Genomic DNA, 22386 nt, shown 5'->3' with positions numbered 1-22386 from the left:
GAGAGAAACCGACTTGACTGTGCCCAAGAATCATCTGTCGAACGAGCTGGAACCCAAGCAACGAATCGGGTTCCACACCAGCGTCGAGGTTCGTTGGTCGGATATGGATGCCTACCAACACATCAACCATGCCCGTATGGTGACGCTCCTCGAGGAGGCACGTATTCCGTGGCTGCTGGTCGACGGTAAACCTACAGCGAACCTGCGTCACGGTGCCGTCATTGCGGACTTGCATGTTCGATACCGTGGTCAATTACGCCACGAGGATGGCCCGCTGGACGTATTCATGTGGGTGGACAAGGTCCGGGCGGTGGATTTCGTCGCAGGTTACGAGGTTCGGGCGAGGGGTAGGTCTCTCGATACGCCCGCCGCGATCATTGCGTCGACGCAAATAGCGGCATTCGACATGGATACTCAGGGGCTGCGGAGATTCACGACCGAAGAGCGGACGTATCTGGAGAGCTGGCAACGTGTTTGAGCGTGTTCTCACCATCCCTGATCCCGTCGAACGCAAGAACCTCGTGGCCTTTCTGGAGAAGGCGGTTCGGCTCGACGAGGCTGCTGTCGTTCGTATGAGAACGCGTACCGACGGCCGCGTATCGGTTTGGGCTGCAACCGGTTTCGATGCACTCGCGGTGCGGGTCATCACGGGAAAGATCGTGCCCGACGACACTTCGGCCGCTGCCGATCAACTGGTGAATGCCTTGCAATCGGCGTTCGACGGCGTGGTGGATCCGGGATTCTCGATGGACTCGGCCTGGCGCGGTGCGCTGCCCCCGGACAGCGGTTTTCACCACGTGGACGACGTTCCGGCACGCGTCCTGATCGATCTTGCTCAGCGGGGTGCAGCCCTGGCCAAGGAGCACGGGAGTAGTCACGGTCCACCGGTATCGCTCCTGGACCAGGAGGTTCTGCACGTCGAAGGCTCAGGCGAAGATGTGTCGATCGCTATGCGTACCGTGTTCGCTCTTACCGCAATGGGATTCGTTCCCCATGCGGGTGTGGACCCGTTGACCGCCGACGTCGACCTGAGCCGAATCGACGTCGACGAACTCGTGCGCGTGCGGGCCACCAAGGTGTGGTTGCGTCTCGATGGACGCTACGGATCGGTCTTCTGTAGGCGCGGGGATCCGTTGTCGCTCAGCGTCGAACGTTAGCCTCCGCCGAATCAGCCCGCTAAATGTTCCGTCAGACGAGCCATGCGGCGGCATCGGCGGGGAGCTGTCCGTCGACGAGCGGTGCGCTCGACATCAGCAGCTCACCGGGTGGAAGTGCAATGGCGGCATCGGTGGCATTGAGGGCGCAGATGAGTCCGCCACCCCGACGGAACGCGAGGCAGCCGGGGGGGCTCCCGTACCAATCGACTCCGCTTCCAGCGAATTCGGGTCGCAGCTCACGAAGCTCTAAGGCTGCCCGATAGAAGTTGAGCATCGAATCGACGTCTTCCAACTGTTCCTCGACGGTCAGCGGTGCCCATTCGGGTGGAATGGGTAGCCATGTCTTCGGTGAGGTGCTGAAGCCGAACGGGGGCGCCGGGGACTCCCAGGGCAGCGGCACGCGGCAACCGTCGCGGCCTCGTTCGGCGTGCCCGGAGCGTTCCCAGACCGGATCTTGAAGGACCTCGTCCGGTAGGACGGCGTTCGGTAATCCGAGTTCGGATCCGTTGTAGACGAACACCGTTCCGGGAAGTGCCAACTCCAGGAGCAGCATCGCCCGTGCCCGCCTGGTTCCTCGGATTCCGCCGCCGTATCGGGTCACTTCGCGCTCGATGTCGTGATTGGAGAGCGTCCACGTAGGTGTTCCGTCGACCCGCGCGACCGCAGCGAGCGAGTTGGTGACGGCATCCCGAATCGTGGCGGCATCGAAATCGGCTTCGGCCAAGCGGAAATTGAACCCTAGATGCAGTTCGTCCGGTCGGAGGTAGTCGCCGAACCGTTCGTTGTCCTGGACCCAGATCTCCCCGATGGTGACCTTGTTCGGGTATTCGTCCATCACCTTGCGGATGCCGCGGTGAATCTCGTGGACGCCCTCGTTGTTGAATCGCGGATCGTCGTCGTCGTTCTTCATCAGGGTGTTCAACTCGAGGTTCATGTCGTGCAACTCGGCGGGCTTGGCCATACCGTGCGCGACATCGATGCGGAAGCCGTCGACACCTCTATCGAGCCAGAAGCGCAGCGTCTTCGCCAGATCCTCGGCCACCTCAGGATTCGTCCAGTCCAGGTCCGGTTGCTCCGGCGCGAAGATATGGAGGTACCACTGCTCTGGATGCCCGTCGGAATCGGTGACGCGAGTCCATGCCGGCCCGCCGAAGATGCTGGGCCAGTTGTTCGGTGGCTCGGAGCCGTCCCCTTTACCGTCGCGAAAGATGTAGCGAGCACGCTCGGGGCTTCCCGGCGTGGACTCGAGGGCCTCGCGAAACCAGGCATGCTGATCGCTGGTGTGGTTCGGCACCAAATCCATCGTGATCTTGATGTCGCGAATGTGTGCTTCTTCGATGAGCGCGTCCATGACGGCCAAGTCGCCGAACAGGGGATCGATATCTCGTGGATCGGAGACGTCGTATCCGTGGTCGGCCATCGGGGAGCGCATGACCGGGCTGAGCCACAACGCGTCGACACCCAGTAGTTCCAGGTACCCGAGTTTTTCTCTGATGCCACCGAGGTCACCCACTCCATCACCGTTGGAGTCGGCGAACGATCGTGGGTAGATCTGGTAGAAGATCGCGTCCTTCCACCATGTTTCTTCGGGCGCGTGGAGCGTCGGATCGTTCACAACTGGCAAGTGTGCCAAACGAAACCCACTCGTCTCGACCCAGGGAGTGTGATTGGTCCGATTTCACAGACCGGAACCCCGGTTTTCCTGCGCAAACAGTCCTGTTGTCCGAAATGTGCGGTATCTTTCCACCCAGCCGCAATGAAGGAGTGCCCCCGTAATGACCGATATGGCTATCGAGGCCGTGCGTTTGAGTGAAGTTCAGTTGAATGCCAGCCCGATCAACCCGGACTGGATCCTTCACGGCGAGCCCGTCGCGCGATCCGCTGAGTGGACCCGCACCCTCGATGGGACTACCACCTTCAATGTCTGGGATTGCACTGCCGGCCGATTCAATTGGTACTTCCACGTCGATGAGATCGTGCACATCATGGACGGATCGGTGACAGTCTCTGCAGCAGGCTCTCCACCGCGGACGCTCGTTGCCGGGGACGCGGCACTGTTCCACGCAGGTACGTGGTCGGAGTGGGATGTACAGGACTACGTCCGCAAACACGCGATTCTGCGTAGTAGTCTGCCTGCTTCGGTGTCGCGTGCACTCGACTTGGCACGAAACCTGCGTGGGGCACTGCACAAGGCCTCGGGGTTCGGACGCGGAAGAAGCGCTCCGATCCCACGAGGTCTGTGACGGACTCAGAGTGCCGAGTTGACCATGGAGTTCGCCGCCATCTCCATGTAGTCCACCAACTGTGTGCGGTGCGCGTCGTCGAGAATGTTGGAGTCGATCGAAGCGATGGCGATGTGCATGCACCGCAACCAAGCATCGCGTTCGATCGGGCCGATCTTGAATCCCGCGTGCCGCATGCGTAGCCGCGGATGTCCACGCTCGTCCGAGTAGGTGCGAGGGCCGCCCCAGTACTGCTCGAGAAACATACGCATCCGGCGCTCCGCCGGGCCGAGATCCTCCTCCGGGTACAGCGGCCGGACGATCTCGTCGCGCGACACCTCGTCATAGAACACGGCGACGAGTGTTTCGAACGTCGCCGCGCCGCCGACAGCGTCGTAGAACGTCTGCTGCGGTTCGGTCATGGTTGCTCTTTCTCTACTCATACGTGTGCGGGCCTAGGTCACCAGTATCTCTATACGGTCATATCGGACTGCATGCCGCCCTGCCGCCCTTGCGGGTACGGGGCTTTCACGCCCGCGTCGTCGAATGCCTGCAGGATTTCTCGATGCACTCGCCGCTGAACCGCCCACTGACGGCCGGGACGGGTTTTGACGGTGATTCGAATGGTCACCGTGTCCGCGCTCACCGCGTTCACCCCGAGCATCTCGGGCGCGCCGAGCAAGTCGTCCTCGAAATCACCGGATGCAACGACGGCAAGCGTCGCCCTTTCGGCGACTGCGCACGCCTCGTCCAGGTTCGCAGTGTGCGCGACCGGGAGGTCGAGAACAGCGACCGCGAAACCTTGACTCATGTTCCCCACCCGTAGAACCTCACCGTTTCGGCAGTACCAGACCGTGCCGTTGATATCGCGGACGGTGGTCACACGCAGTCCGACGCTCTCGACGGTCCCGGTCGCTTCACCGAGATCGACGATGTCACCGACACCGTACTGATCTTCGAGGAGCATGAAGATCCCCGACAGGAAGTCTCGGACCAGGTTTTGCGCACCGAAGCCAAGCGCAACCCCGACGATGCCGGCCGAGGCAATGAACGGTGTGACGTTGATGCCGATGACGTCGAGCACCGACAGGACGAACCACGCCAAAATGACGACGGATACGCCGGACTCGAGAACCGAACCGATTGTCTTGGCTCGTTGCCTACGGCGCTCGGCCAGAATCGAACTCTTGAGCGTGGCCGGGGCCCTATCTCGTAACGGACGTAGCAATAACGGGCCCCTGTCCGATTCGCTGGCAGTGCGTCGAGTGAACCGGGCGATCAGTTTGTGAAGCACGAACCGAAGCACGATGGCGAGCATCAGATATCCGAGCACCTGTAGAGGCCGGTGCATCAGCCAATCGCGGCTTGTCTCGGTCAATTCGAATGCTCGCAAGTCGATCGCGGACGCTGCGATGTCAGGGCGTGGAAGAGAATTGAATACAGACACTCGAAGAGTCTACGGACGTTGTGAGATCTCGCCACCGCCCAGCGAACAGGCAACGAGTTCCCCGAAATTCACCTCGCTGCCACGTTGTTCCGTGAAGAAAAGGGGTGTGCATGCCCTCCTATTCGTGTTCCACTGTCTCTCGTGTTCCGCGCAAGCCATGCGCGGGCGCTGACTTTCCCTGGAGAACACATGAAGAAGAAGCAACATCGTCACCGACAACTCCGGCCCAGTGATGTCCACCATCCCGCAGACCAGCGGGAACGGGCATCCGGGGCGCCTGAATTGCAGTTGGTTTCATCCGAAGAAAGAGAAGTGGGCGAGGACAGCCTTCCCGCCTGGGTCAAACGCCGAGTGCTCCTTCTCAATGCCACATTCGAGCCGCTCACTGCGCTGCCGATGCGCCGAGCCGTGGTCCTCCTCGTCTGCAACAAGGCGGACGTCATTCATGACGATCCAACTGGACCGTTCATCAGATCCGCCGACTTTTCTGTACAGGTGCCCTCCGTCATTCGTCTGCGGACCTATGTCCGAGTGCCGTATCGAGCGCGCGTGCCGATGACACGGGCCGCGCTGATGCATAGAGATCGCTTCCGATGTGCGTATTGCGGATCCAAGGCCGAAACCGTCGACCACGTGATCCCACGCAGCCGCGGGGGAGAACACTCCTGGGAGAATTGCGTCGCGTGCTGCGCGCCGTGCAACCACCGCAAGGCAGACAAAATGCTCAGTGAGCTGGGGTGGACACTCCGAGCGCAACTGGTCCCGCCCAAGGGGCCGCACTGGCGACTGTTGGCCGGGAACAAGGAACTCGACCCGGCGTGGCTCGCTTACTTGGGCGAGGGTGCGGCCTGACTCGCGACACCGGTGGAACCCGGCGTCGACCTGCAGGGAAAAGTCGACTACCGTCTTGTCCTGTGAGCATTCTGGAGACTCTGCTGATATTCGGGGTGATTCCGATCGCGATTGTCGGAATCGTCGGTGCGTTGTCTTTCCTGGCGAAAAGGCAGCCCGGATTGGACATCACCCCCTACCGCCTGTCCGACCCGTGGGTTAGTGGCTCAGTGCTGTGGAGCGCAACGGACGAGGTGACGCCACACGGCGGTCACGGTTCGCACGCCGCTGCTACAGCTGATTCGATCGGAGGTTCGGCAAGTGGCAAGTGGTGAATTGACTCGCACGGATGTCGCTGTCACGGATGGCATCGTCGACAACCTGCCTTACGGTGCGGCACGGACGTCCAGCGGCCGCATTTCTGCGGTCCATCAGTTCGGCGACCCGAACCCTGACCAGCTTCCCTTCGCAACTCAGGACCTCGTCGCAATCGACGACGCGCTGGCCGAAGCCACTCGCGCAACCCAGATCCGCTTCAACATCTATGTCGGAGACTTGGGTGAGGATGTGGCCGCAGGCGCGGACGCCGTATTCCCCAGCACCCCCGATGCAGTTCGGTCACTGCTCATTGCAGTCGATCCCATCCGTAAAGCAATCGAGATCCGTACCGGTCGCCGCGTATCGGATCGCGCCACCGATCGAGTCGCACAGCTCGGGATCACCGCAGCGATCGGCCCTTTCCGTGAAGGCAACCTCATCGACGGACTCGTCAGCTCGGTGCGAGTCATGAGTGCGGCCATCGTCAGCCCGTAAACAGTCAGCCGGCCAGCCGGGCTTCCCGCCTCGAAGCACATGTGCCGTTCGATCGAATCAGTCGATCGAACGGCACATGTTTTCGTTGTCAGTGCCTCACTACTGGGCGTCGAACTCTCGCGCTGCGAGTGAACGCACGATCCCTGCGCGTCCCTCGATCACGAGACGGCGGAGAGCAGGTGGTAGATCCCCGCCCAAGAATCGATCCGCTGCCGCGACAGATTCGGCACTGATCGACCAAGATGGGTAGAGCCCGATGACCACTGTCTGGGCAACCTCACTCGACCGCCGTGCCCACACATCACTGATCGCATCGAAGTAGCGGTCCACGTACGGCGCTAGCAATTTCGACTGATCGGGCCCGGCGAAACCGCCGATGATCGAGCGCGCGGTGATGTTCGGGACCGAGTCATCGTCGACAACCGTCGCCCATGCCTGTTCTTTTACTGCACTGTCGGGCCTGACAGTGCGAGCTGCAGCGGCCGAACGGGCGCCCGCTGCGGTGTTGTCACGTGCAGCCTCGGCATCGATGACCGGGGATTCGAGACCGGTGTTGTCGATAGCCCCAGCGCCCGCCAGAGCAGAAATGAGGCGCCAGCGGAGGTCGGTATCGATGTCCAGCCCGTCGAGACCTTGGCCGCTCACATCTCCGTCGAGAAGTGCCTGCAGGAGAGCGACGTGGCGCTCGGACAGCGACGCACCCGTCAGTGAGTTGACGAATGCCAGCTGGTGATCGGAACCGGCGTCCGCGGCGCGGGCGAGCCCGAGTACCAAGTCTGCGAATTCTGACTGACCATGTTCCTTCGCCCACGCTGGATCCGCGTAGCTGTTGATCGCTGTCTGAGCCTGTAACAACAACCGCTGCACGACGCCGACCTCGGTCTCGGCGGAAATGCCCCGTTGGACGAGTGCAAAGAAGTCGCGAGCCTTCAGTTCGGCTGAGCGGGTCATCTCCCACGCCGCCGACCAAGCCAAGGTCCGGGGGAGTGATTCGGAGATGTCGCCGATGCGCGCGATCAGAGTTGCCAAGGACTCGGGGTCGAGACGCACCGAGCAGTACGTGAGGTCGTCGTCGTTGACGAGAACGATCTTGCCCCGTGACACGCCGATCAGGCTCGGGACATCGGTGCTTTCGGCCGCATCCACATCGAGCTCGACGCGGTCGGTTCGGACCAGCTTTCCGTCGACGTCGTCGTAGATCCCTACCGCAATACGGTGGATGCGGCGCTCACCGGCACCGGGAGCGGCACCGCTCTGCACGACTGCGAATCGAGTGAAATTGCCGTCGGCATCGACGTCGAAGTCGGGGCTCAGCGTGTTCAGTCCGGTGGTACGCAGCCACTGGTTGCCCCAATCCGACAAGTCGCGGCCCGAGGAGTGTTCGAGCGCAGCCAGAAGGTCGGCGAAGGTGGCGTTTGCGAATGCGTGGTCGACGAAGTAGCTGCGGAGACCGGCGAGAAATTCCTCCTTGCCCACGTAGGCGACCAGCTGCTTGAGAACGCTTGCGCCCTTGGCGTAGGTGATGCCGTCGAAATTGACCTCGACCGCAGCGAGGTCGGGGATATCCGCCGCGATCGGATGTGTGGACGGCAACTGGTCCTGGCGGTAAGCCCACGCCTTCTCGACGGTTGCGAACGTCGTCCACGCATTCGTGTACTCGGTCGCCTCGGTCTGGCACAGCACCGATGCAAAGGTCGCGAAGGATTCGTTGAGCCAGAGGTCATCCCACCACGTCATGGTCACGAGGTCCCCGAACCACATGTGGGCCATCTCGTGCAGGATCGTCTCCGAGCGACGCTCGTAGGAGTAGCGCGTGACCTTGGAACGGAAGACGTAGTCCTCCAGGAATGTCACCGCACCTGCGTTCTCCATCGCGCCGGCGTTGAATTCCGGGACGAACAGCTGGTCGTACTTGCCGAACGCATACGGAGTGCCGAAGTTCGCGTGATAGAAGCCGAAACCCTGCTTGGTCTCGGTGAACAGTCGCTCGACGTCCAGGTGCTCCGCAAGCGAGGCGCGGCAGTACAGACCCAGCGGGATCGTGCCGTGCTCATCGCTGTAGGTGTCGGTCCACTCGGCGTACGGCCCGGCGATCAGGGCGACGAGATACGTGCTCAACAGCGGCGTCGTCTCGAACGAGTGCTTGCCCGCAGTAGGTTCCGATGCGTGGGGGGCGTTGGAGATGATCTTCCAACTCTCGGGAGCAGTGACCTCGAGATCGAACGTGGCTTTCAAGTCCGGCTGATCGAAGCACGCGAACATCCGTTTGGCGTCTGCTGTCTCGAATTGCGAATACAGGTAGATCGAACCGTCGGAAGGGTCGACGAATCGGTGCAATCCTTCACCGGTGTGCGAATAGACACAGTCGGCTTCGAGAACCAATACATTTTTCTCGGCGAGATCCGTCAACGCAATTCCGGTCTCCTCGTCGTAGCCGGAGACATCGAGTGCAGATCCATTGAGCGTGGCCGACCTTATTCGGCCGGCAATGATGTCTACGAAGGTCGAGGCATCCGCGGTGGCGGTGAAGGTGATCGTGGTGGTCGACAGAAATGTCTTCTCGCTGGCATTGCCCGACCCGTCGGTCAGATCCAGCACTATCGAATACGCCGAAGTGCCGATGACAGTCGAGCGTTCGGCAGCTTGGTCGCGAGTCAGATTGGGAGCAACCACAGAATTGGCACCTTCTCGAGTAGGAATGAGTAGTGCCACCATCCCATCACGTCGAGGGTCGGGCATGCTGGTTCAGGCGTCGGCGGAATTCGTGGCTAGCCGCCGTCGTTTGACCCCACGTCAACTCGTCAACGAAACTTCGAAGGAGCCTCACGTGACCGATAGTGCTCAAAAGGACACCGCGGATTTCTGGTTCGACCCACTGTGTCCGTGGTGCTGGATTACCTCGCGATGGATCCTCGAGGTCCAGCAGGTGCGCGACATCGAAGCCAACTTCCACGTGATGAGCCTGGCAGTTCTCAACGAAGACAAGGATCTGCCCGAGGAATACGTCGAGATGATGAAGTCTGCGTGGGGACCCGTCCGCGTTGCGATTGCTGCGGCCCGCGCCGAAGGGGATCAAATTCTGCTCCCGCTCTACACCGCGATGGGCACTCGCATCCACAACGAAGGCAACAAGGACTTCACCGAGGTCATCGAGCAGTCACTCGCCGAGCTCGGACTGCCCGCGGAGTTGGCACAAGCGGCCGAAAGTACCGACTACGACGATGACCTGCGCACCAGCCACCACGCTGGAATGGACAAGGTCGGGCCCGACGTCGGTACTCCCACCATCCACGTCAACGGTGTCGCATTCTTCGGCCCGGTCCTCTCACGAATCCCGCGCGGGGAGGAGGCAGGCAAGCTGTGGGACGCCTCGGTGATCTTCGCTTCGTACCCGCACTTCTTCGAGCTCAAGAGATCTCGTGACGAGGATCCGCAGTTCGATTAGAGGTCAGTCCTACGGCGCGTGGTCCGGATCAGTAAACGATGCGATCCGGACCGTGCGTCGACCCGAAAGTGCGGTGTTTTCCCTGGCTGTACCGCCACGCCGACCACGCGGCTGCAGCCGCATCCAACGCGTCGTCGAGCGCGGGGCCTGGCGGTAGCTCGGCGAGGCCCACGGCAAGATTGTGTGGGTCGATCCAGGTCGACAATACCGCCATTCGTTGACCTGCACCGCGTCCGGTCTTCTTCGACGCGAAAGCAGTCGTCGGCGCCATTGCACGGAACGAACATTCGGGATGAACCTCGACGACGCGATCGGGGTCGAACTCAGCTGCCCGCCACGCCCGCACCGAAGGCAGTAGGTGCCAGGTCTGTTTACTGATCGCCTTGCCCGTGATCCGACGCGAGATGTCGCATGCCTCGCGGTAGTCCTCGGCGTCGAGTACCTCAGATACCGGCGTGTGGAAGATCGACGACCGCGCCGGGCCCAGAAATGCCTTCGCCGCGAGCTCACTGATCCGATACGACTCCTCCGGCATCGACAGCGGCATATCCACCGCGACCACCGAGCGTCGCGCGGTCGTCTCGAGAACAGCATCGACATCGGCCGCGACACTCCACTCGACGACTGTGCCGTCGAAAATCGCGACAACCCATTCGCCCTTTGCGCCGTCGACTCCGGCAACCGTTTTTTCAGCGCGCACTCCCACCTGTCAGACTCTAGGCATGCGCGTATACCTGGGGGCAGACCATGCCGGTCTCGAATTCAAAAATCAGATCATCGAACATCTCACCGCGAGCGGGCACGATCCCGTCGATTGCGGCGCATTCGAATACGACGCCGTGGACGACTACCCGGCGTTCTGTATCGACGCCGCTCGCCGCGTAGTCGCCGACCCGGGGAGCCGTGGTCTCGTCCTCGGTGGTTCGGGTAACGGCGAGCAGATCGCAGCCAACAAAGTGCCGGGCGCACGATGCGCATTGGCGTGGAGCGTCGAGACCGCGAAACTGGCGCGCGAGCACAACGATGCGCAGCTCATCGGTATCGGTGGGCGCATGCACACACTTCCCGAGGCTCTGGCGATTGTCGACGCTTTCCTGTCGACACCGTTCTCCGGTGAAGAACGTCATCAGCGTCGCATCGACATCTTGTCCGAGTACGAGCGCAGTGGAGTAGCTCCGGCAGTACCCGGGGGCGAAGCCCTCGGCGGCGATGTGAAGCCTGCGTAACTGTGCCCGAAGGGCACACGTTGCACCGACTGGCTCGGTTGCATCAACGACGATTCGGCGGGGCGCCGGTCGAGGTGAGCAGTCCTCAGGGACGGTTCGCCTCGGGCGCCGCGCTGATCGACGGCCTTGTTCTCCACGCGGCAGAGGCGTGGGGCAAGCACCTTCTTCACCGATACGAATCCGACTTGATCGTGCACATTCATTTGGGCCTGTACGGGAAGTTCACCGAACAGGCCGTGCCGCTGGATGATCCGGTCGGGGCAGTGCGCTTGCGCATGGTGGGGGAGCAGTACGGGACCGACCTGCGGGGCCCGACCGCATGCGAGATATACACCGAGCAGCAAGTCGACGCACTCAAGGCGCGGCTCGGACCGGACCCCATCCGAAAAGACGCCGACCCCGAACGCGCGTGGGCACGAATTGCGAAGTCGCGCACGGCTATCGGCACTCTGCTGATGGATCAGAAGGTCCTTGCGGGAGTGGGTAATGTCTATCGTGCCGAGATTCTTTTTCGCCACGAGATCAATCCGATGCGTCCTGGCAAGGATCTCGACCATTCCGAATGGGACGCGCTGTGGTTCGACCTCGTCGACCTGATGAACATCGGTGTCCGACGCGGGAAGATCATCACCATTCGGCCGGAAGACGACCACGGCGACGTCGGATACGACGCGAAACGGCCGCGCTCGTACGTCTATCGCCAAGCGGGACGTCCGTGCCGTGTGTGTGGGACCGCGATCCTGCATTCGGTGATGCAGGCAAGAAACCTGTTCTGGTGCCCGGTCTGTCAGGCGAGTTAGCAACCACCTCGCTCTCCACCGTCGTCCAGACGAATCGGACGCATCCCAGAGGTGCGGCGGATACGCGCGCGGAGATGTCCTGTGCGAGGGAGAATCGCCGCTATGACTTCAGTCCCGCAGTTCGAACTTCTGACCCGTGAGTGCGAGCGGATGGCATCGCTGACCCTCGACGACCTCGCGTTGCCGGTTCTGTCGATGCCCGGTTGGACCGTGGAAAAGCTGATCCGCCATGTCAACTTCGTGCACCGGATGGCGGTTGCTGCACTCGAAACGCCTGCATCCGATGGAATGGCGAAAGTTGTTGGATCCGTTGCAAAGCCGGAGCGTGGACCGCAAGTCCTCGATGACTATCGAGAGTCCGTCGCCCACATGCTCGCGGCGTATCGAGCCGTAGATCCAGCGCAGGAAGTTGCCACGTGGGCCGGGATCGATTCGGCCGACTATTGGATCAGGAGGCAGCTACACGAGGTGACTGTCCACAGATTCGATGCCCAGGATGCGGTGCACGAGCGCGGGGGCCCACAACCCGAATCGGCCGACCCAGTCGGTGCTGCGGACGCAATAGTCGAGTGGGCGGAGCAGTTTCTCACAAGGTTTCCCGTCGAGAAGGTTCCTGCCGTGGCGGGACGAACAGTCCATGTGCACACCGATGACGGGACCGATGCGGAGTTGTTCCTGGACTTCACCGGAGACGAGGTCGCAGTATCTCGCCTACACCGGAAAGGTGATGTGGCGCTGCGTGGTTCTGCGCAGAACCTGATGCTCACTCTCTGGCGTCGACGACCGTTGGACGGCCTCGACATCGTCGGCGATCGTGCAGTGGCGCAGGCGCTCTACGACGGAATACGTATCTGAAGGGGACTTGCAGAGTGCAGATACAAAAAAGCCCGGTCCATGAAGAACAGGACCGGGCTTTTTGCTGGAGCCGATGACGAGAATCGAACTCGCGTAGCCTGTTTGGAAGACAGGGGCTCTACCATTGAGCTACATCGGCATGCGAGCGACTCGATGGGATCGCCATCTGCGCCGCTTGCGTTATGAGACTCTACAGAACCTCGGTTCGAGATTACAAATTGGCTGTACTCACGACCTGTGGACACCGTAACAGTGGCCCGTTGACGACCCAAGATAGTGCATACTGTTCAATGGGTCCTGCACCTGCTGTTCCAAGGTCCATGTATTTGCTGTTCAATGGTGCCTGTAGGTTTGTGCGGTAGACGGGGTGTGGCGCAGCTTGGTAGCGCATCCGCTTTGGGAGCGGAGGGTCGCAGGTTCAATTCCTGTCACCCCGACAAGAGAAGCCGGATCCAATGCGGATCCGGCTTCGATCAAGGAATCACCGCCGGGTCGCCCGCTAGTTCGGTGGACCAGACACACGGTGATCCAGGCAGACGATGATCCAGACAGCAAGGTAAGACCACCAAAAGGAGCATGTCCCGTGAAGAGCACCGTCGAGCAGCTCAGCCCGACGCGAGTCCGGATCAACGTTGAGGTGCCCTTCGAGGAGCTCAAGCCTGATTTCGACCGCGCCTACAAGGCTCTCGCTCAGCAGATCCGCCTGCCGGGGTTCCGCCCGGGCAAGGCTCCCGCGAAGCTGCTCGAAGCTCGAGTCGGACGAGGAGCAGTGTTGGAGCAGGTCGTCAACGACGCCCTTCCCACTCGCTATTCCGAAGCCGTCTCTGCGGAGAACATCAAGGTCATCGGACAGCCCGATATCGAGATCACCAAGATCGAGGACGGCGAGGAGCTCACTTTCACCGCCGAGGTCGACATCCGTCCCGAGATCGCCCTGCCGGACTACTCGACCATCGACATCACGGTCGATCCCCTCGAAATCACCGACGAAGCGGTAGACGAGCAGCTGTTGTCGCTGCGCCAGCGCTTCGGCACGTTGACCGGTGTGACTCGTCCCGTGCAGTCCGGAGACTTCGTCTCCATCGATCTCTCGGCCACAGTCGACGGTGAAACCGTCGAAGAGGCTTCGGCCAGCGGCTTGTCCCACGAGGTCGGTTCGGGCCAGCTCATCGAAGGCTTGGACGATGCCATCGTCGGAGTGTCGGTAGACGAGTCCAAGGACTTCACTTCCACGCTCGTTGCGGGAGAGTTCGCAGGCAAGGAAGCAGTGGTCTCCGTCAAGGTCGTCTCCGTCAAGGAGCGCGAACTTCCCGAGGCCGACGACGAGTTCGCACAGCTTGCCAGCGAGTTCGACACCCTCGAAGAGTTGATCGCCGATCTGAAGACTCGCGTCGAACGAGTGAAGAAGGTCGAGCAGGCCGGTCAGATCCGCGACAAGGTGTTGGAGACGCTTCTCGAGACCCTCGAGATCCCGGCTCCGGAAGCTGTCGTCAAGGCCGAGGTCGACTCCCAGCTTCACGAGGCCATCCATGGACTCGACCACGACGAAGCCAAGCTTGCCGAGATGTTGGAGGCGCAGGGTTCTAGTCGTGAAGAGTTCGACAAGGACGTCAAGGAAGCCGCCGAGAAGTCGGTGCGCACGCAGTTGCTCCTCGATGCCATTGCCGAAGCAGAACAGACTCAGGTCGGTCAAGACGAGCTCACCGAGCGGATCATCTTCCAGGCGCAGCGCTACGGTATCTCGCCCGAGGAGTTCATCCAGCAGGTGCAGCAGGCAAATCAGCTCGGCGCCATATTCGCCGATGTACGTCGTGGGAAGGCTTTGGCCTCGGTCGTAGACCGTGTCAATGTGACCGACACGGCCGGTGCGACCGTGGACACCGCAGAGCTTTTCGGTAGTCCCGCGGACGAGGAAGAGCCTGCAGCAGGCGATTCTGCCGAGGGTGAACAAGACAAGTAACGCTTACAGCGAACGACGGCGGTTCCGGGACTCCGGAGCCGCCTTCTTTCGTTAGTGTCTGTATCAGGAACCAACGATCGTATGGAAAAGGCAGGTACCGTGACTGTTCAGAATTCGGCGGCTTCGCGTCAGCAGAGTCCCGTCATGACTTCGGCCTCCTCCGGCCTTAATCTCAGCGACTCCGTGTACGAGCGTCTGCTTCGCGAGCGCATCATCTTCCTCGGTACTCAGGTCGACGATGACATCGCCAACAAGCTGTGTGCTCAAATTCTCCTTCTGTCTGCTGAGGACGCCACCCGCGACATTTCGCTCTACATCAACTCTCCCGGTGGCTCCGTCACCGCGGGCATGGCAATCTTCGACACCATGGAATTCGCCGAGTGCGATGTAGCTACCTACGGAATGGGTTTGGCTGCATCCATGGGGCAGTTCCTGTTGTCGGCAGGCGCCAAGGGAAAGCGTTACGCACTCCCGCACGCCCGGATCATGATGCACCAGCCCTCGGCAGGAATCGGCGGTAGTGCCAGTGACATTGCCATCATGGCCGAGCAGTTCGCGCACACCAAGCGTGAGATGGCCGAACTGATCGCGCTGCACACCGGCCAGACCGTCGAGCAGATCACCGAAGACTCCGATCGTGACCGCTGGTTCACCGCCAAAGCGGCAAAGGAGTACGGGTTTGTCGATCATGTCGTCAGCCGTGCCCGGCAGGCCGGCGGAATCGGCGACTAGATCCGCCCGGACCGGCGATCCCTCGATCACTTACATCTTGGAGAAATGATGACAAACCTGTTCGATCCCAATCAGATGCCGTCCTCGCGGTACATCTTGCCTTCTTTCGTCGAGCACTCCAGCTACGGCATGAAGGAATCCAACCCGTACAACAAGCTGTTCGAGGAGCGCATCATCTTCCTCGGCGTCCAGGTCGATGATGCGTCGGCCAACGACGTCATGGCCCAGCTGCTCGTGTTGGAAGGTCTCGATCCCGATCGTGACATCACGATGTACATCAACTCGCCTGGTGGTTCGTTCACCTCGCTGATGGCCATCTACGACACCATGCAGTACGTCCGTGCGGACGTGGCGACGGTCTGCCTCGGACAGGCAGCATCTGCGGCGGCCGTGTTGCTCGCCGCAGGTACACCGGGAAAGCGCGCCGCTCTGCCGAATGCGCGTGTGCTGATCCACCAGCCATCGAGTGGTGGCATCCAGGGCCAGGTCTCGGACCTCGAAATTCAGGCTGCGGAAATCGAGCGCATGCGTCGTCTCATGGAGACCACACTTGGACGGCACACCGGTAAGGATCCCGACGTCATCCGTAAGGATACCGATCGTGACAAGATTCTGACCGCCGCGCAGGCGAAGGACTACGGAATCATCGACACGGTTTTCGAATACCGAAAGTTGTCGGCACAGAAGTAGTGCCAGCAGGTCTCTCCGCGAGACCTCTCGTTGTCGGGCGTAGGTCAAGCTCTTCTACGTCCGACAACCCCGTCCGACAACCCTGTTCAGCACGAACGTTCACACGCTTCGGCTGTCTTCGACCAGCAAGACGTTGGGGTCGGAATAAGTTGGGCAGCGAATCACCGGAAACATCTCACCCATGGTCGTCGAACACGGGTACGGTCGCTTCAGGGCATGAACGAGTTGTGGATCGAGAAGTTGCCGAGGACTGGGCCGACATCGTGATGGTGTCCACCGGCCGGACGCGAACAAGGAAGTAGGAACCTCGAATATGGCACGCATCGGTGACGGCGGCGATCTGTTGAAGTGCTCCTTCTGCGGTAAGAGCCAGAAGCAGGTGAAGAAGCTCATCGCAGGGCCTGGTGTGTACATCTGTGACGAGTGCATCGACCTGTGCAATGAGATCATCGAAGAAGAGCTCGCGGAGTCGAGCGAGGTCAAACTCGACGATCTGCCGAAGCCGGCCGAGATTCGGGACTTCCTCGAGAACTACGTGATCGGTCAGGACACTGCCAAGCGCACGCTGGCCGTGGCCGTCTACAACCACTACAAGCGCATTCAGGCCGGGGACAAAGCTCGCGATGCGCGGGGTGAGACCGTCGAGTTGGCCAAGTCCAACATCCTGATGCTCGGACCCACCGGATGTGGCAAGACCTACTTGGCCCAGACACTTGCAAAGATGCTCAACGTGCCGTTCGCGATAGCGGATGCCACAGCACTCACCGAGGCCGGCTACGTGGGTGAGGATGTCGAGAACATCCTCCTCAAGTTGATTCAGGCAGCAGATTACGATGTGAAGCGAGCCGAGACCGGCATCATCTATATCGACGAGGTCGACAAGATCGCTCGCAAGAGTGAGAATCCGTCGATCACTCGGGATGTGTCCGGTGAGGGTGTGCAGCAGGCGCTGTTGAAGATTCTCGAAGGAACCCAGGCGAGTGTGCCTCCGCAGGGCGGTCGCAAGCATCCACACCAGGAATTCATTCAGATCGACACGACAAACGTGCTGTTCATCGTGGCCGGTGCTTTTGCAGGCCTCGAGAGGATCGTCTCGGACCGGATCGGTAAACGCGGTCTGGGCTTCGGTGCGGAGGTTCGGTCGAAGGCCGAACTCGACACCCAAGACAACTTTGCCGAGGTCATGCCGGAGGACCTGATCAAGTTCGGTCTGATCCCCGAGTTCATCGGGCGTCTCCCGGTTATCGCCTCGGTGACCAATCTGGACAAGGAATCCCTCGTCACCATCCTGTCGGAGCCGAAGAATGCGCTGGTCAAGCAGTACAGTCGACTCTTCGAGATGGACAATGTCGAGTTGGAGTTCACTCAGGACGCTCTCGAAGCTATTGCTGATCAGGCAATCCTGAGAGGTACAGGGGCTCGTGGGCTCCGCGCCATTCTCGAAGAGGTCCTCAACCCCGTGATGTTCGACATTCCGAGCCGCGACGACGTTGCCAAGGTCGTCGTGACTTCCGAGACCGTCAACGACAATGTGTTGCCGACAATCGTTCCACGCAAGCCCGAACGCCCCGAGCGTCGCGAAAAGTCTGCATAGCTCGCATATTCACGAGCGAAGCCCCGATCAGATGATCGGGGCTTCACTCGTCTTCGGCTCGTTCGGTGGACTTTCAACGCAGGATGCGCTCGGTATGCGAGTACAGATTCATGTTCTCGCCGCGAAGGAACCCGACGACCGTCAGTCCGGATTCTTCCGCGAGATCCACGGCGAGCGAAGACGGCGCCGACACTGCGGCAAGAATCGGGACGCCGGCCATCACTGCCTTCTGCGCCAATTCGAACGATGCCCGAGCGCTCACCATCAATATGTGGCCTCGCAACGGTATGAGTCCCTCACCGGTCGCCCATCCGAGTACTTTGTCGACGGCGTTGTGCCGACCCACGTCCTCGCGAACAACGAGGACCTGACCGTCGCTGTCACACAACGCCGCGCCGTGCAGGCCGCCGGTGGTATCGAAGATCTTCTGAGCCTGACGCAACCGGTCCGGTAGCATCGCCAACACCTCGGACTTGACGCGAACGTCGTCGACGACAGGGGAGTACGTGGTCTTGGAGCGGACCGCCTCGAGTGATCCCTTTCCACACACACCGCACGAAGAGGTCGTGTAGAAATTGCGTTCCACTCCAGGCTCAGGCGGTGCGACTCCCTCCGCGAGTTCGATGTCGAGCACGTTGTATGTGTTCTGTCCGGTGTCGTCCACGCCGTCGCAGTAGCGCGCGATCCGGATATCGTCTCGGCTCGTGATGACGCCCTCAGTCAGCAGAAAACCGTGGACGAGGTCCACGTCATGTCCGGGCGTACGCATCGTGACAGCCAGTGCGGTGCCGTTCACGCGGATCTCCAACGGCTCCTCGACGACGAGGGTGTCGGGGCGAGTCGTCTCGACCCGACCCCTCAGCCGAACCACGGGCCTGCGGGTTGTGATGCGTCCCATCGGTCAAGCACTCTTGGTGGGTTGGTTCATTCCTCGATTGTGCACTCTCGGTGGCGGACCGCGGTCTACCCCCGTCTCAGTGCGGCTACTAGGGCCAGCATCCGTGGATGATCGACAAGTTCGTCGACCCAGACCGCCTTCCCGTTGTAGTCGGCCAGTGGAACCCGCCAATTCTCGTATTGAGTCTCATCGGTGCCGGGCTGGTTTTGAATTCTGTTCTCGCCCACTGCATCGACGAGTGCAACTCCCAGCAGGCGCGAAGGGGTCCGAACGATGAGCCGATACAACGCTTCGATGGACTCTTGCTCGGAGGCACCTGGCGCGAGCAGACCCCGCTCACGGGCGAGATCGAGCACTGCCTCCCGGCCTGCGGTGTCCTGCTCGATCTCGGCGTCGAGATCTCGTTCGAGTAGTCCGAGCCGATCGCGAAGGGCGATATGTTCTCCCCTCAGATATCCGAGGGTGGGCGGGAGATCATGTGTGGTGACCGACGTGAGGCACAGCGTGCGGTAATTCTCCGGTGCAATCGGTGCTCCATGATCATTTTCGAACCACAGAATCGAAGTACCGAAAAGCCCACGTTGCCCCAGATATTCCTGCACGCGTGGCTCGAAAACGCCCAAATCCTCGCCGACCACCACAGCCCCGGCACGCTCGGCCTCGAGGATGAGGATTCCGATCAAAGCCTCGTAGTCGTAGTGGACGTATGCTCCTTCGCCCGGGGTTGCGGAGCCCTCTGGAATCCACCACAGTCGGAATAGCCCGAGTATGTGGTCGACACGTACGCCGCCGGCATGACGAAGCACCGTTCTCAGCATGTCGCGATACGGCGCATAGCCCAGTTCGCGGAGTCTGTCCGGGTTCCACGGCGGCTGGTTCCAGTTCTGGCCTTGCTGATTGAAGTTGTCCGGTGGTGCCCCGACGGTGACGCCTGCGGTCAGGGCATCTCCCAACGTCCAGGCGTCGGCTCCCTGTCGATGCACCCCGACCGCCAGATCGTGCATGATCCCGATGTCCATTCCGGATGCAACGGCGACGCGCTGCGCACGGTCGAGCTGTTCGTCGCAAATCCACTGCAACCATTTGTGGAAATCGATACGTTCGGCGAGGGCCCTGCGCTGGCCGGTGGCGAAGTCGGTGTTCGGATGCGCCGCTGTGCTCGACCAGACCGGAGAATCAGGTCGATATTTCTCGGCCAGTGCGCACCACAGGGCGAAGTCGTCGAGACCCTTTCCTTCCCTCGCGACGAACGCGTCGAAGTCGTACTTCCGTGCAACTGAACGCTCGACGCGGTGAATACGCTTCAAGGCGCGAAGTTTGGCGCGGAAGGATGGGTCGCGGTCGATGCTGCGGGTGCGCTTGTTCGCCTTGACGAAACTGCGTGCCGCTTCGCGAACCTTGGCGTACTGATCACGGCTCAGGTACGCGGTTTCCGCGATGTCCTCGACCCTGATGTACATCGGGTCGAAAAAGCGCCTCGTGGTGGGCAGGTAAGGGGATGCCTCCACCGGTGGGGCGGGACGCTGGGCGTGCATCGGGTTGACGAGGAGATAGTCGAACCCATGGGTTCCTCCTGCCACGGCGGCCAGATCGGCCAGATCGGCATAGTCACCGACGCCCCATGACCTGTTCGAGCGGACGGAGTACAACTGCGTCAGAAGACCGGTTCGCTGTGTATTGGTCAATGCATCGTTGGTCGAGAGTCGCTTCGGTGTCACCGCGATCGGACACTGCGCTGTCGTCGCGTGGTTGGAATCAGGCGCACTCACCGCGGTCAGGGTGTGCCAGCCGGGAGGGATATCGCCGGGAATATCGAAAGTGGCGCGGCCGACTCGCTCGCCGTCGATGTCGCGTGGTTCGACCCAGATCTGAACCTGCTGCAGCAGAACCAGCTCACCGGTTTCTGTCGTGATCGTGACGGTGACGGGATCTCCATGGGGCACATGAATTTCCACGGTTTGCGGTTCACCGAAAATCGTCACGACGACCGGTGGGACCATGCGGCGCCACGGTCCCTCGTCGAGATCGACAAGGGACCGGGCAACCTCCGTTTCGTTCTCGGCGGCGATACCTCGTGCTCGGAGTATCTGCTGCAGGGTCTGCTCGGATACCTCGTGCTCGGCCTGATCCCAGCCCCGATAGGACGTCGAGATACCGGATCTTTCGGCGAGTTCGGCCAACTGCACTGTGTAGTCCACAGCTTGATCGTGCCAGTACCGACAGTTCACGTCACCTGCTGACACACCACAGCCGCCGATCGACGCGAGAATGAACCTCGCGCCCGAGCGCTCCACCGTCGGGAAAGTTGCCGTTCACGGTCGGGGTCTGTGCTGTCTCGTGCCGAAATCTACCGGCGTGGGAAACGAAGCGACTCGCAAGGATTGAACTTGGTCGACCCGGGTACTCTGACTCCGGCCGATGCAGTTGCGTTCCTAAGGGGCCACATGATTTCGACCGACAGAGACTTTTGGACGACTGATAGGGAGAGCGGATGACTGGCGTCGGCAAGATCGAAGAGCTGGAGCGCAACTCTGGCGCGCCGGTCGAGCTGCGCGTTGTCGCGGACGCCGAGCAATTGCCGGTAGTACGTGCGGTCGCCGAAACGCTTGCGGTCCTTGGTGATTTCACCCTCGACGACATTGCCGACATCAAGTTGGTAGTGGACGAGGTGTGCTCGGAACTGATCGCCGGGGCGCTACCCGGTGCAGAGCTAACCTGTGCCTTCACCGTGAGCGAGAGCGGCATACGGATTTCTTCGAGTTCGGTCCTGGTTCCCGATCAGGTGCCGAAGTCCGATAGCTTCGGCTGGCACGTTCTGCAGACATTGACCGATTCGATCGCGATGAGCGAGCAGTCCACACAAGACGGAATGTCCGTGTCGGTGGACGTGGTCAAGCGGAGGAGCAACACCTAGTGCCTGCGCCGTACGAAAAGACCGCGCGGCGTCAGTCCGACGACTACAGCGAAGTAGTCCCACTCATCCAAGAGATGCAGTTGTTGGACAAGGATTCACCGCAGCGGCAAGTTCTTCGCGATCGCATCATCACTCGATGCCTGCCCCTCGCGGAGCACATCGCGCGACGCTTCGGTGGTCGCGGTGAAGCTCACGAAGATCTGCTTCAGGTCGCGAGGCTCGGTCTCGTCAATGCCGTCGATCGGTTCGACATCGAACGTGGATCCGACTTCGTTTCCTTCGCAGTGCCGACCATCATGGGTGAGGCGCGTCGGTACTTCCGAGACGCTGGTTGGTCGGTCCGCGTCCCGCGGCGGATGAAAGAGCTCAACTCTATGATCTCGGGCGCGGTGGGGTCGCTGTCGCAAAAGCTGGGCCGCGCGCCGACGGCCAGTGAGATAGCCGCTGAACTTGGCATCGATGTCAAGGAAGCATCGCAGGCACTGCTGGCTCGCAGCGCCTATCAGACGGTATCCGTCGACTCGGTAGTGAGCGAGGATCGCTTGCCGCTGATGGATACCCTCGGCGACTACGACCCGGAACTCGAGAAGATGGAAAGCTACCTCACCGTGCGGCCGGCGCTCGAGAAGCTGCCTGAGCGTGAGCGGCAGATCGTCGTTCTGCGATTCTTCGGTTCGATGACGCAGACCCAGATTGCCGACCGCATGGGCATTTCACAGATGCATGTGTCGAGAATTCTGTCGAGAACGCTCACCCAACTGCGCGAGGAACTCGGGCCGAGCTGACCGCGAGTCGGCTCCGC

General features: G+C 61.1%; 23 protein-coding genes and 2 tRNA genes. 17 read left to right on the top strand and 8 right to left on the bottom strand.

The window, feature by feature from the left end; translation table 11 throughout:
• The first annotated feature begins 13 nt into the window (after positions 1-13).
• Both O1W68_RS14030 and O1W68_RS14025 read left to right on the top strand, forming a co-directional pair.
• Positions 14-478: an acyl-CoA thioesterase gene (locus O1W68_RS14030; protein ID WP_269304418.1), complete on the top strand. Its 465-nt coding sequence runs from the start codon at positions 14-16 to the stop codon at positions 476-478.
• Positions 471-1157, top strand: a complete 687-nt coding sequence (locus tag O1W68_RS14025; protein WP_269304416.1) for a hypothetical protein — start codon at positions 471-473, stop codon at positions 1155-1157. The genes O1W68_RS14030 and O1W68_RS14025 overlap by 8 nt, the downstream gene beginning before the upstream one ends.
• 31 nt (positions 1158-1188) lie before the next feature.
• On the opposite strand, the gene O1W68_RS14020 is transcribed toward O1W68_RS14025, so the two are convergent.
• Positions 1189-2772 (bottom strand): glycoside hydrolase family 13 protein, encoded by a 1584-nt coding sequence (locus tag O1W68_RS14020; RefSeq protein ID WP_269304414.1) that lies wholly within the window; start codon positions 2770-2772, stop codon positions 1189-1191.
• Between the two features lie 160 nt (positions 2773-2932).
• On the opposite strand from O1W68_RS14020, the gene O1W68_RS14015 reads away from it, so the two are divergent.
• Positions 2933-3400 (top strand): cupin domain-containing protein, encoded by a 468-nt coding sequence (locus O1W68_RS14015; RefSeq protein ID WP_269304412.1) that lies wholly within the window; start codon positions 2933-2935, stop codon positions 3398-3400.
• Positions 3401-3405: 5 nt separating this feature from the next.
• Here the strand turns inward: O1W68_RS14015 and O1W68_RS14010 are convergent, their stop codons facing one another.
• A complete protein-coding gene (locus O1W68_RS14010; RefSeq protein ID WP_269304410.1) occupies positions 3406-3801 on the bottom strand; it encodes a globin in 396 nt (131 codons plus the stop codon).
• A 50-nt stretch (positions 3802-3851) separates the two neighbouring features.
• Positions 3852-4730 (bottom strand): mechanosensitive ion channel family protein, encoded by an 879-nt coding sequence (locus O1W68_RS14005; protein WP_269304564.1) that lies wholly within the window; start codon positions 4728-4730, stop codon positions 3852-3854.
• Positions 4731-5015: 285 nt separating this feature from the next.
• Between O1W68_RS14005 and O1W68_RS14000 the strand changes: the two genes are divergently transcribed.
• The 3 genes from O1W68_RS14000 to O1W68_RS13990 all read left to right on the top strand — a co-directional run bounded on the left by O1W68_RS14000 (position 5016) and on the right by O1W68_RS13990 (position 6470).
• The gene (locus tag O1W68_RS14000) at positions 5016-5678 is read left to right on the top strand and encodes an HNH endonuclease (RefSeq protein WP_269304408.1); all 663 of its coding nucleotides are present in this window, start codon (positions 5016-5018) and stop codon (positions 5676-5678) included.
• Positions 5679-5740: 62 nt separating this feature from the next.
• Positions 5741-5992 carry an aa3-type cytochrome oxidase subunit CtaJ gene (gene ctaJ, locus O1W68_RS13995; RefSeq protein WP_269304407.1) on the top strand — a complete coding sequence of 84 codons (252 nt, stop codon included), beginning with the start codon at positions 5741-5743 and terminating at the stop codon, positions 5990-5992.
• Positions 5979-6470 (top strand): DUF5130 family protein, encoded by a 492-nt coding sequence (locus O1W68_RS13990; RefSeq protein WP_269304406.1) that lies wholly within the window; start codon positions 5979-5981, stop codon positions 6468-6470. The genes ctaJ and O1W68_RS13990 overlap by 14 nt, the downstream gene beginning before the upstream one ends.
• 99 nt (positions 6471-6569) lie before the next feature.
• Here O1W68_RS13990 and pepN read toward each other — a convergent pair whose 3' ends face one another.
• Positions 6570-9143, bottom strand: a complete 2574-nt coding sequence (pepN, locus tag O1W68_RS13985) for an aminopeptidase N (protein ID WP_269304404.1) — start codon at positions 9141-9143, stop codon at positions 6570-6572.
• A gap of 154 nt (positions 9144-9297) precedes the next feature.
• Between pepN and O1W68_RS13980 the strand changes: the two genes are divergently transcribed.
• Positions 9298-9915, top strand: coding sequence for a mycothiol-dependent nitroreductase Rv2466c family protein (locus O1W68_RS13980; RefSeq protein ID WP_269304403.1), 618 nt, complete (start codon positions 9298-9300; stop codon positions 9913-9915).
• A 28-nt stretch (positions 9916-9943) separates the two neighbouring features.
• Here O1W68_RS13980 and O1W68_RS13975 read toward each other — a convergent pair whose 3' ends face one another.
• On the bottom strand, positions 9944-10621 hold the full coding sequence (locus O1W68_RS13975) for a DUF429 domain-containing protein (protein ID WP_269304400.1): 678 nt from the start codon (positions 10619-10621) through the stop codon (positions 9944-9946).
• A gap of 16 nt (positions 10622-10637) precedes the next feature.
• Here O1W68_RS13975 and O1W68_RS13970 point away from each other — a divergent pair, with 16 nt between their 5' ends.
• From O1W68_RS13970 to O1W68_RS13960, 3 genes are all read left to right on the top strand, one after another.
• Positions 10638-11141 carry a ribose-5-phosphate isomerase gene (locus O1W68_RS13970; protein ID WP_269304399.1) on the top strand — a complete coding sequence of 168 codons (504 nt, stop codon included), beginning with the start codon at positions 10638-10640 and terminating at the stop codon, positions 11139-11141.
• A 2-nt stretch (positions 11142-11143) separates the two neighbouring features.
• Positions 11144-11941, top strand: a complete 798-nt coding sequence (locus tag O1W68_RS13965; protein WP_269304398.1) for an Fpg/Nei family DNA glycosylase — start codon at positions 11144-11146, stop codon at positions 11939-11941.
• 102 nt (positions 11942-12043) lie between these two features.
• On the top strand, positions 12044-12796 hold the full coding sequence (locus O1W68_RS13960) for a maleylpyruvate isomerase family mycothiol-dependent enzyme (protein ID WP_269304396.1): 753 nt from the start codon (positions 12044-12046) through the stop codon (positions 12794-12796).
• 65 nt (positions 12797-12861) lie between these two features.
• Here the strand turns inward: O1W68_RS13960 and O1W68_RS13955 are convergent.
• A tRNA-Gly gene (locus O1W68_RS13955) sits at positions 12862-12935 on the bottom strand.
• Between the two features lie 224 nt (positions 12936-13159).
• Between O1W68_RS13955 and O1W68_RS13950 the strand changes: the two genes are divergently transcribed.
• From O1W68_RS13950 to clpX, 5 genes are all read left to right on the top strand, one after another.
• Positions 13160-13233, top strand: a tRNA-Pro gene (locus O1W68_RS13950).
• A gap of 146 nt (positions 13234-13379) precedes the next feature.
• Positions 13380-14756 carry a trigger factor gene (gene tig / locus O1W68_RS13945; protein ID WP_269304394.1) on the top strand — a complete coding sequence of 459 codons (1377 nt, stop codon included), beginning with the start codon at positions 13380-13382 and terminating at the stop codon, positions 14754-14756.
• Between the two features lie 81 nt (positions 14757-14837).
• Entirely contained in the window at positions 14838-15488 is a 651-nt protein-coding gene (locus O1W68_RS13940) for an ATP-dependent Clp protease proteolytic subunit (protein WP_269304393.1), read from the top strand.
• A 48-nt stretch (positions 15489-15536) separates the two neighbouring features.
• The gene (locus tag O1W68_RS13935) at positions 15537-16178 is read left to right on the top strand and encodes an ATP-dependent Clp protease proteolytic subunit (protein WP_084344656.1); all 642 of its coding nucleotides are present in this window, start codon (positions 15537-15539) and stop codon (positions 16176-16178) included.
• Positions 16179-16491: 313 nt separating this feature from the next.
• Positions 16492-17772, top strand: coding sequence for an ATP-dependent Clp protease ATP-binding subunit ClpX (clpX, locus tag O1W68_RS13930; RefSeq protein ID WP_269304391.1), 1281 nt, complete (start codon positions 16492-16494; stop codon positions 17770-17772).
• Between the two features lie 73 nt (positions 17773-17845).
• Here the strand turns inward: clpX and fdhD are convergent, their stop codons facing one another.
• A complete protein-coding gene (gene fdhD / locus O1W68_RS13925) occupies positions 17846-18670 on the bottom strand; it encodes a formate dehydrogenase accessory sulfurtransferase FdhD (protein WP_269304389.1) in 825 nt (274 codons plus the stop codon).
• Positions 18671-18735: 65 nt separating this feature from the next.
• Complete coding sequence (malQ, locus tag O1W68_RS13920; protein WP_269304387.1) at positions 18736-20868, bottom strand: 4-alpha-glucanotransferase; 2133 nt, start codon at positions 20866-20868, stop codon at positions 18736-18738.
• A gap of 293 nt (positions 20869-21161) precedes the next feature.
• Here malQ and O1W68_RS13915 point away from each other — a divergent pair, with 293 nt between their 5' ends.
• Both O1W68_RS13915 and O1W68_RS13910 read left to right on the top strand, forming a co-directional pair.
• Entirely contained in the window at positions 21162-21584 is a 423-nt protein-coding gene (locus O1W68_RS13915; RefSeq protein WP_269304385.1) for an ATP-binding protein, read from the top strand.
• Positions 21584-22369, top strand: a complete 786-nt coding sequence (locus O1W68_RS13910) for a SigB/SigF/SigG family RNA polymerase sigma factor (RefSeq protein WP_084344662.1) — start codon at positions 21584-21586, stop codon at positions 22367-22369. The genes O1W68_RS13915 and O1W68_RS13910 overlap by 1 nt, the downstream gene beginning before the upstream one ends.
• Positions 22370-22386: the final 17 nt, after the last annotated feature.

The organism is Rhodococcus sp. H36-A4 (assembly GCF_027158005.1).
GTDB lineage: Bacteria > Actinomycetota > Actinomycetes > Mycobacteriales > Mycobacteriaceae > Rhodococcoides.
Note: the sequence above shows the minus strand (reverse complement) of the source record. Positions and strands in the feature narration are given on the sequence as shown.

Bases quoted from the DNA above. Each gene is read 5' to 3' on its own strand.
- O1W68_RS13970 (WP_269304399.1), top strand. From the start codon at position 10,638: ATGCGCGTATACCTGGGGGCAGACCATGCCGGTCTCGAATTCAAAAAT.
- O1W68_RS13940 (WP_269304393.1), top strand. From the start codon at position 14,838: ATGGAAAAGGCAGGTACCGTGACTGTTCAGAATTCGGCGGCTTCGCGT.
- O1W68_RS13960 (WP_269304396.1), top strand. From the start codon at position 12,044: ATGACTTCAGTCCCGCAGTTCGAACTTCTGACCCGTGAGTGCGAGCGG.
- fdhD (WP_269304389.1), bottom strand. From the start codon at position 18,670: ATGGGACGCATCACAACCCGCAGGCCCGTGGTTCGGCTGAGGGGTCGG.
- O1W68_RS14010 (WP_269304410.1), bottom strand. From the start codon at position 3,801: ATGACCGAACCGCAGCAGACGTTCTACGACGCTGTCGGCGGCGCGGCG.
- O1W68_RS14015 (WP_269304412.1), top strand. From the start codon at position 2,933: ATGACCGATATGGCTATCGAGGCCGTGCGTTTGAGTGAAGTTCAGTTG.
- O1W68_RS14005 (WP_269304564.1), bottom strand. From the start codon at position 4,730: ATGCACCGGCCTCTACAGGTGCTCGGATATCTGATGCTCGCCATCGTG.
- O1W68_RS14000 (WP_269304408.1), top strand. From the start codon at position 5,016: ATGAAGAAGAAGCAACATCGTCACCGACAACTCCGGCCCAGTGATGTC.
- O1W68_RS13935 (WP_084344656.1), top strand. From the start codon at position 15,537: ATGACAAACCTGTTCGATCCCAATCAGATGCCGTCCTCGCGGTACATC.
- clpX (WP_269304391.1), top strand. From the start codon at position 16,492: ATGGCACGCATCGGTGACGGCGGCGATCTGTTGAAGTGCTCCTTCTGC.
- O1W68_RS13915 (WP_269304385.1), top strand. From the start codon at position 21,162: ATGACTGGCGTCGGCAAGATCGAAGAGCTGGAGCGCAACTCTGGCGCG.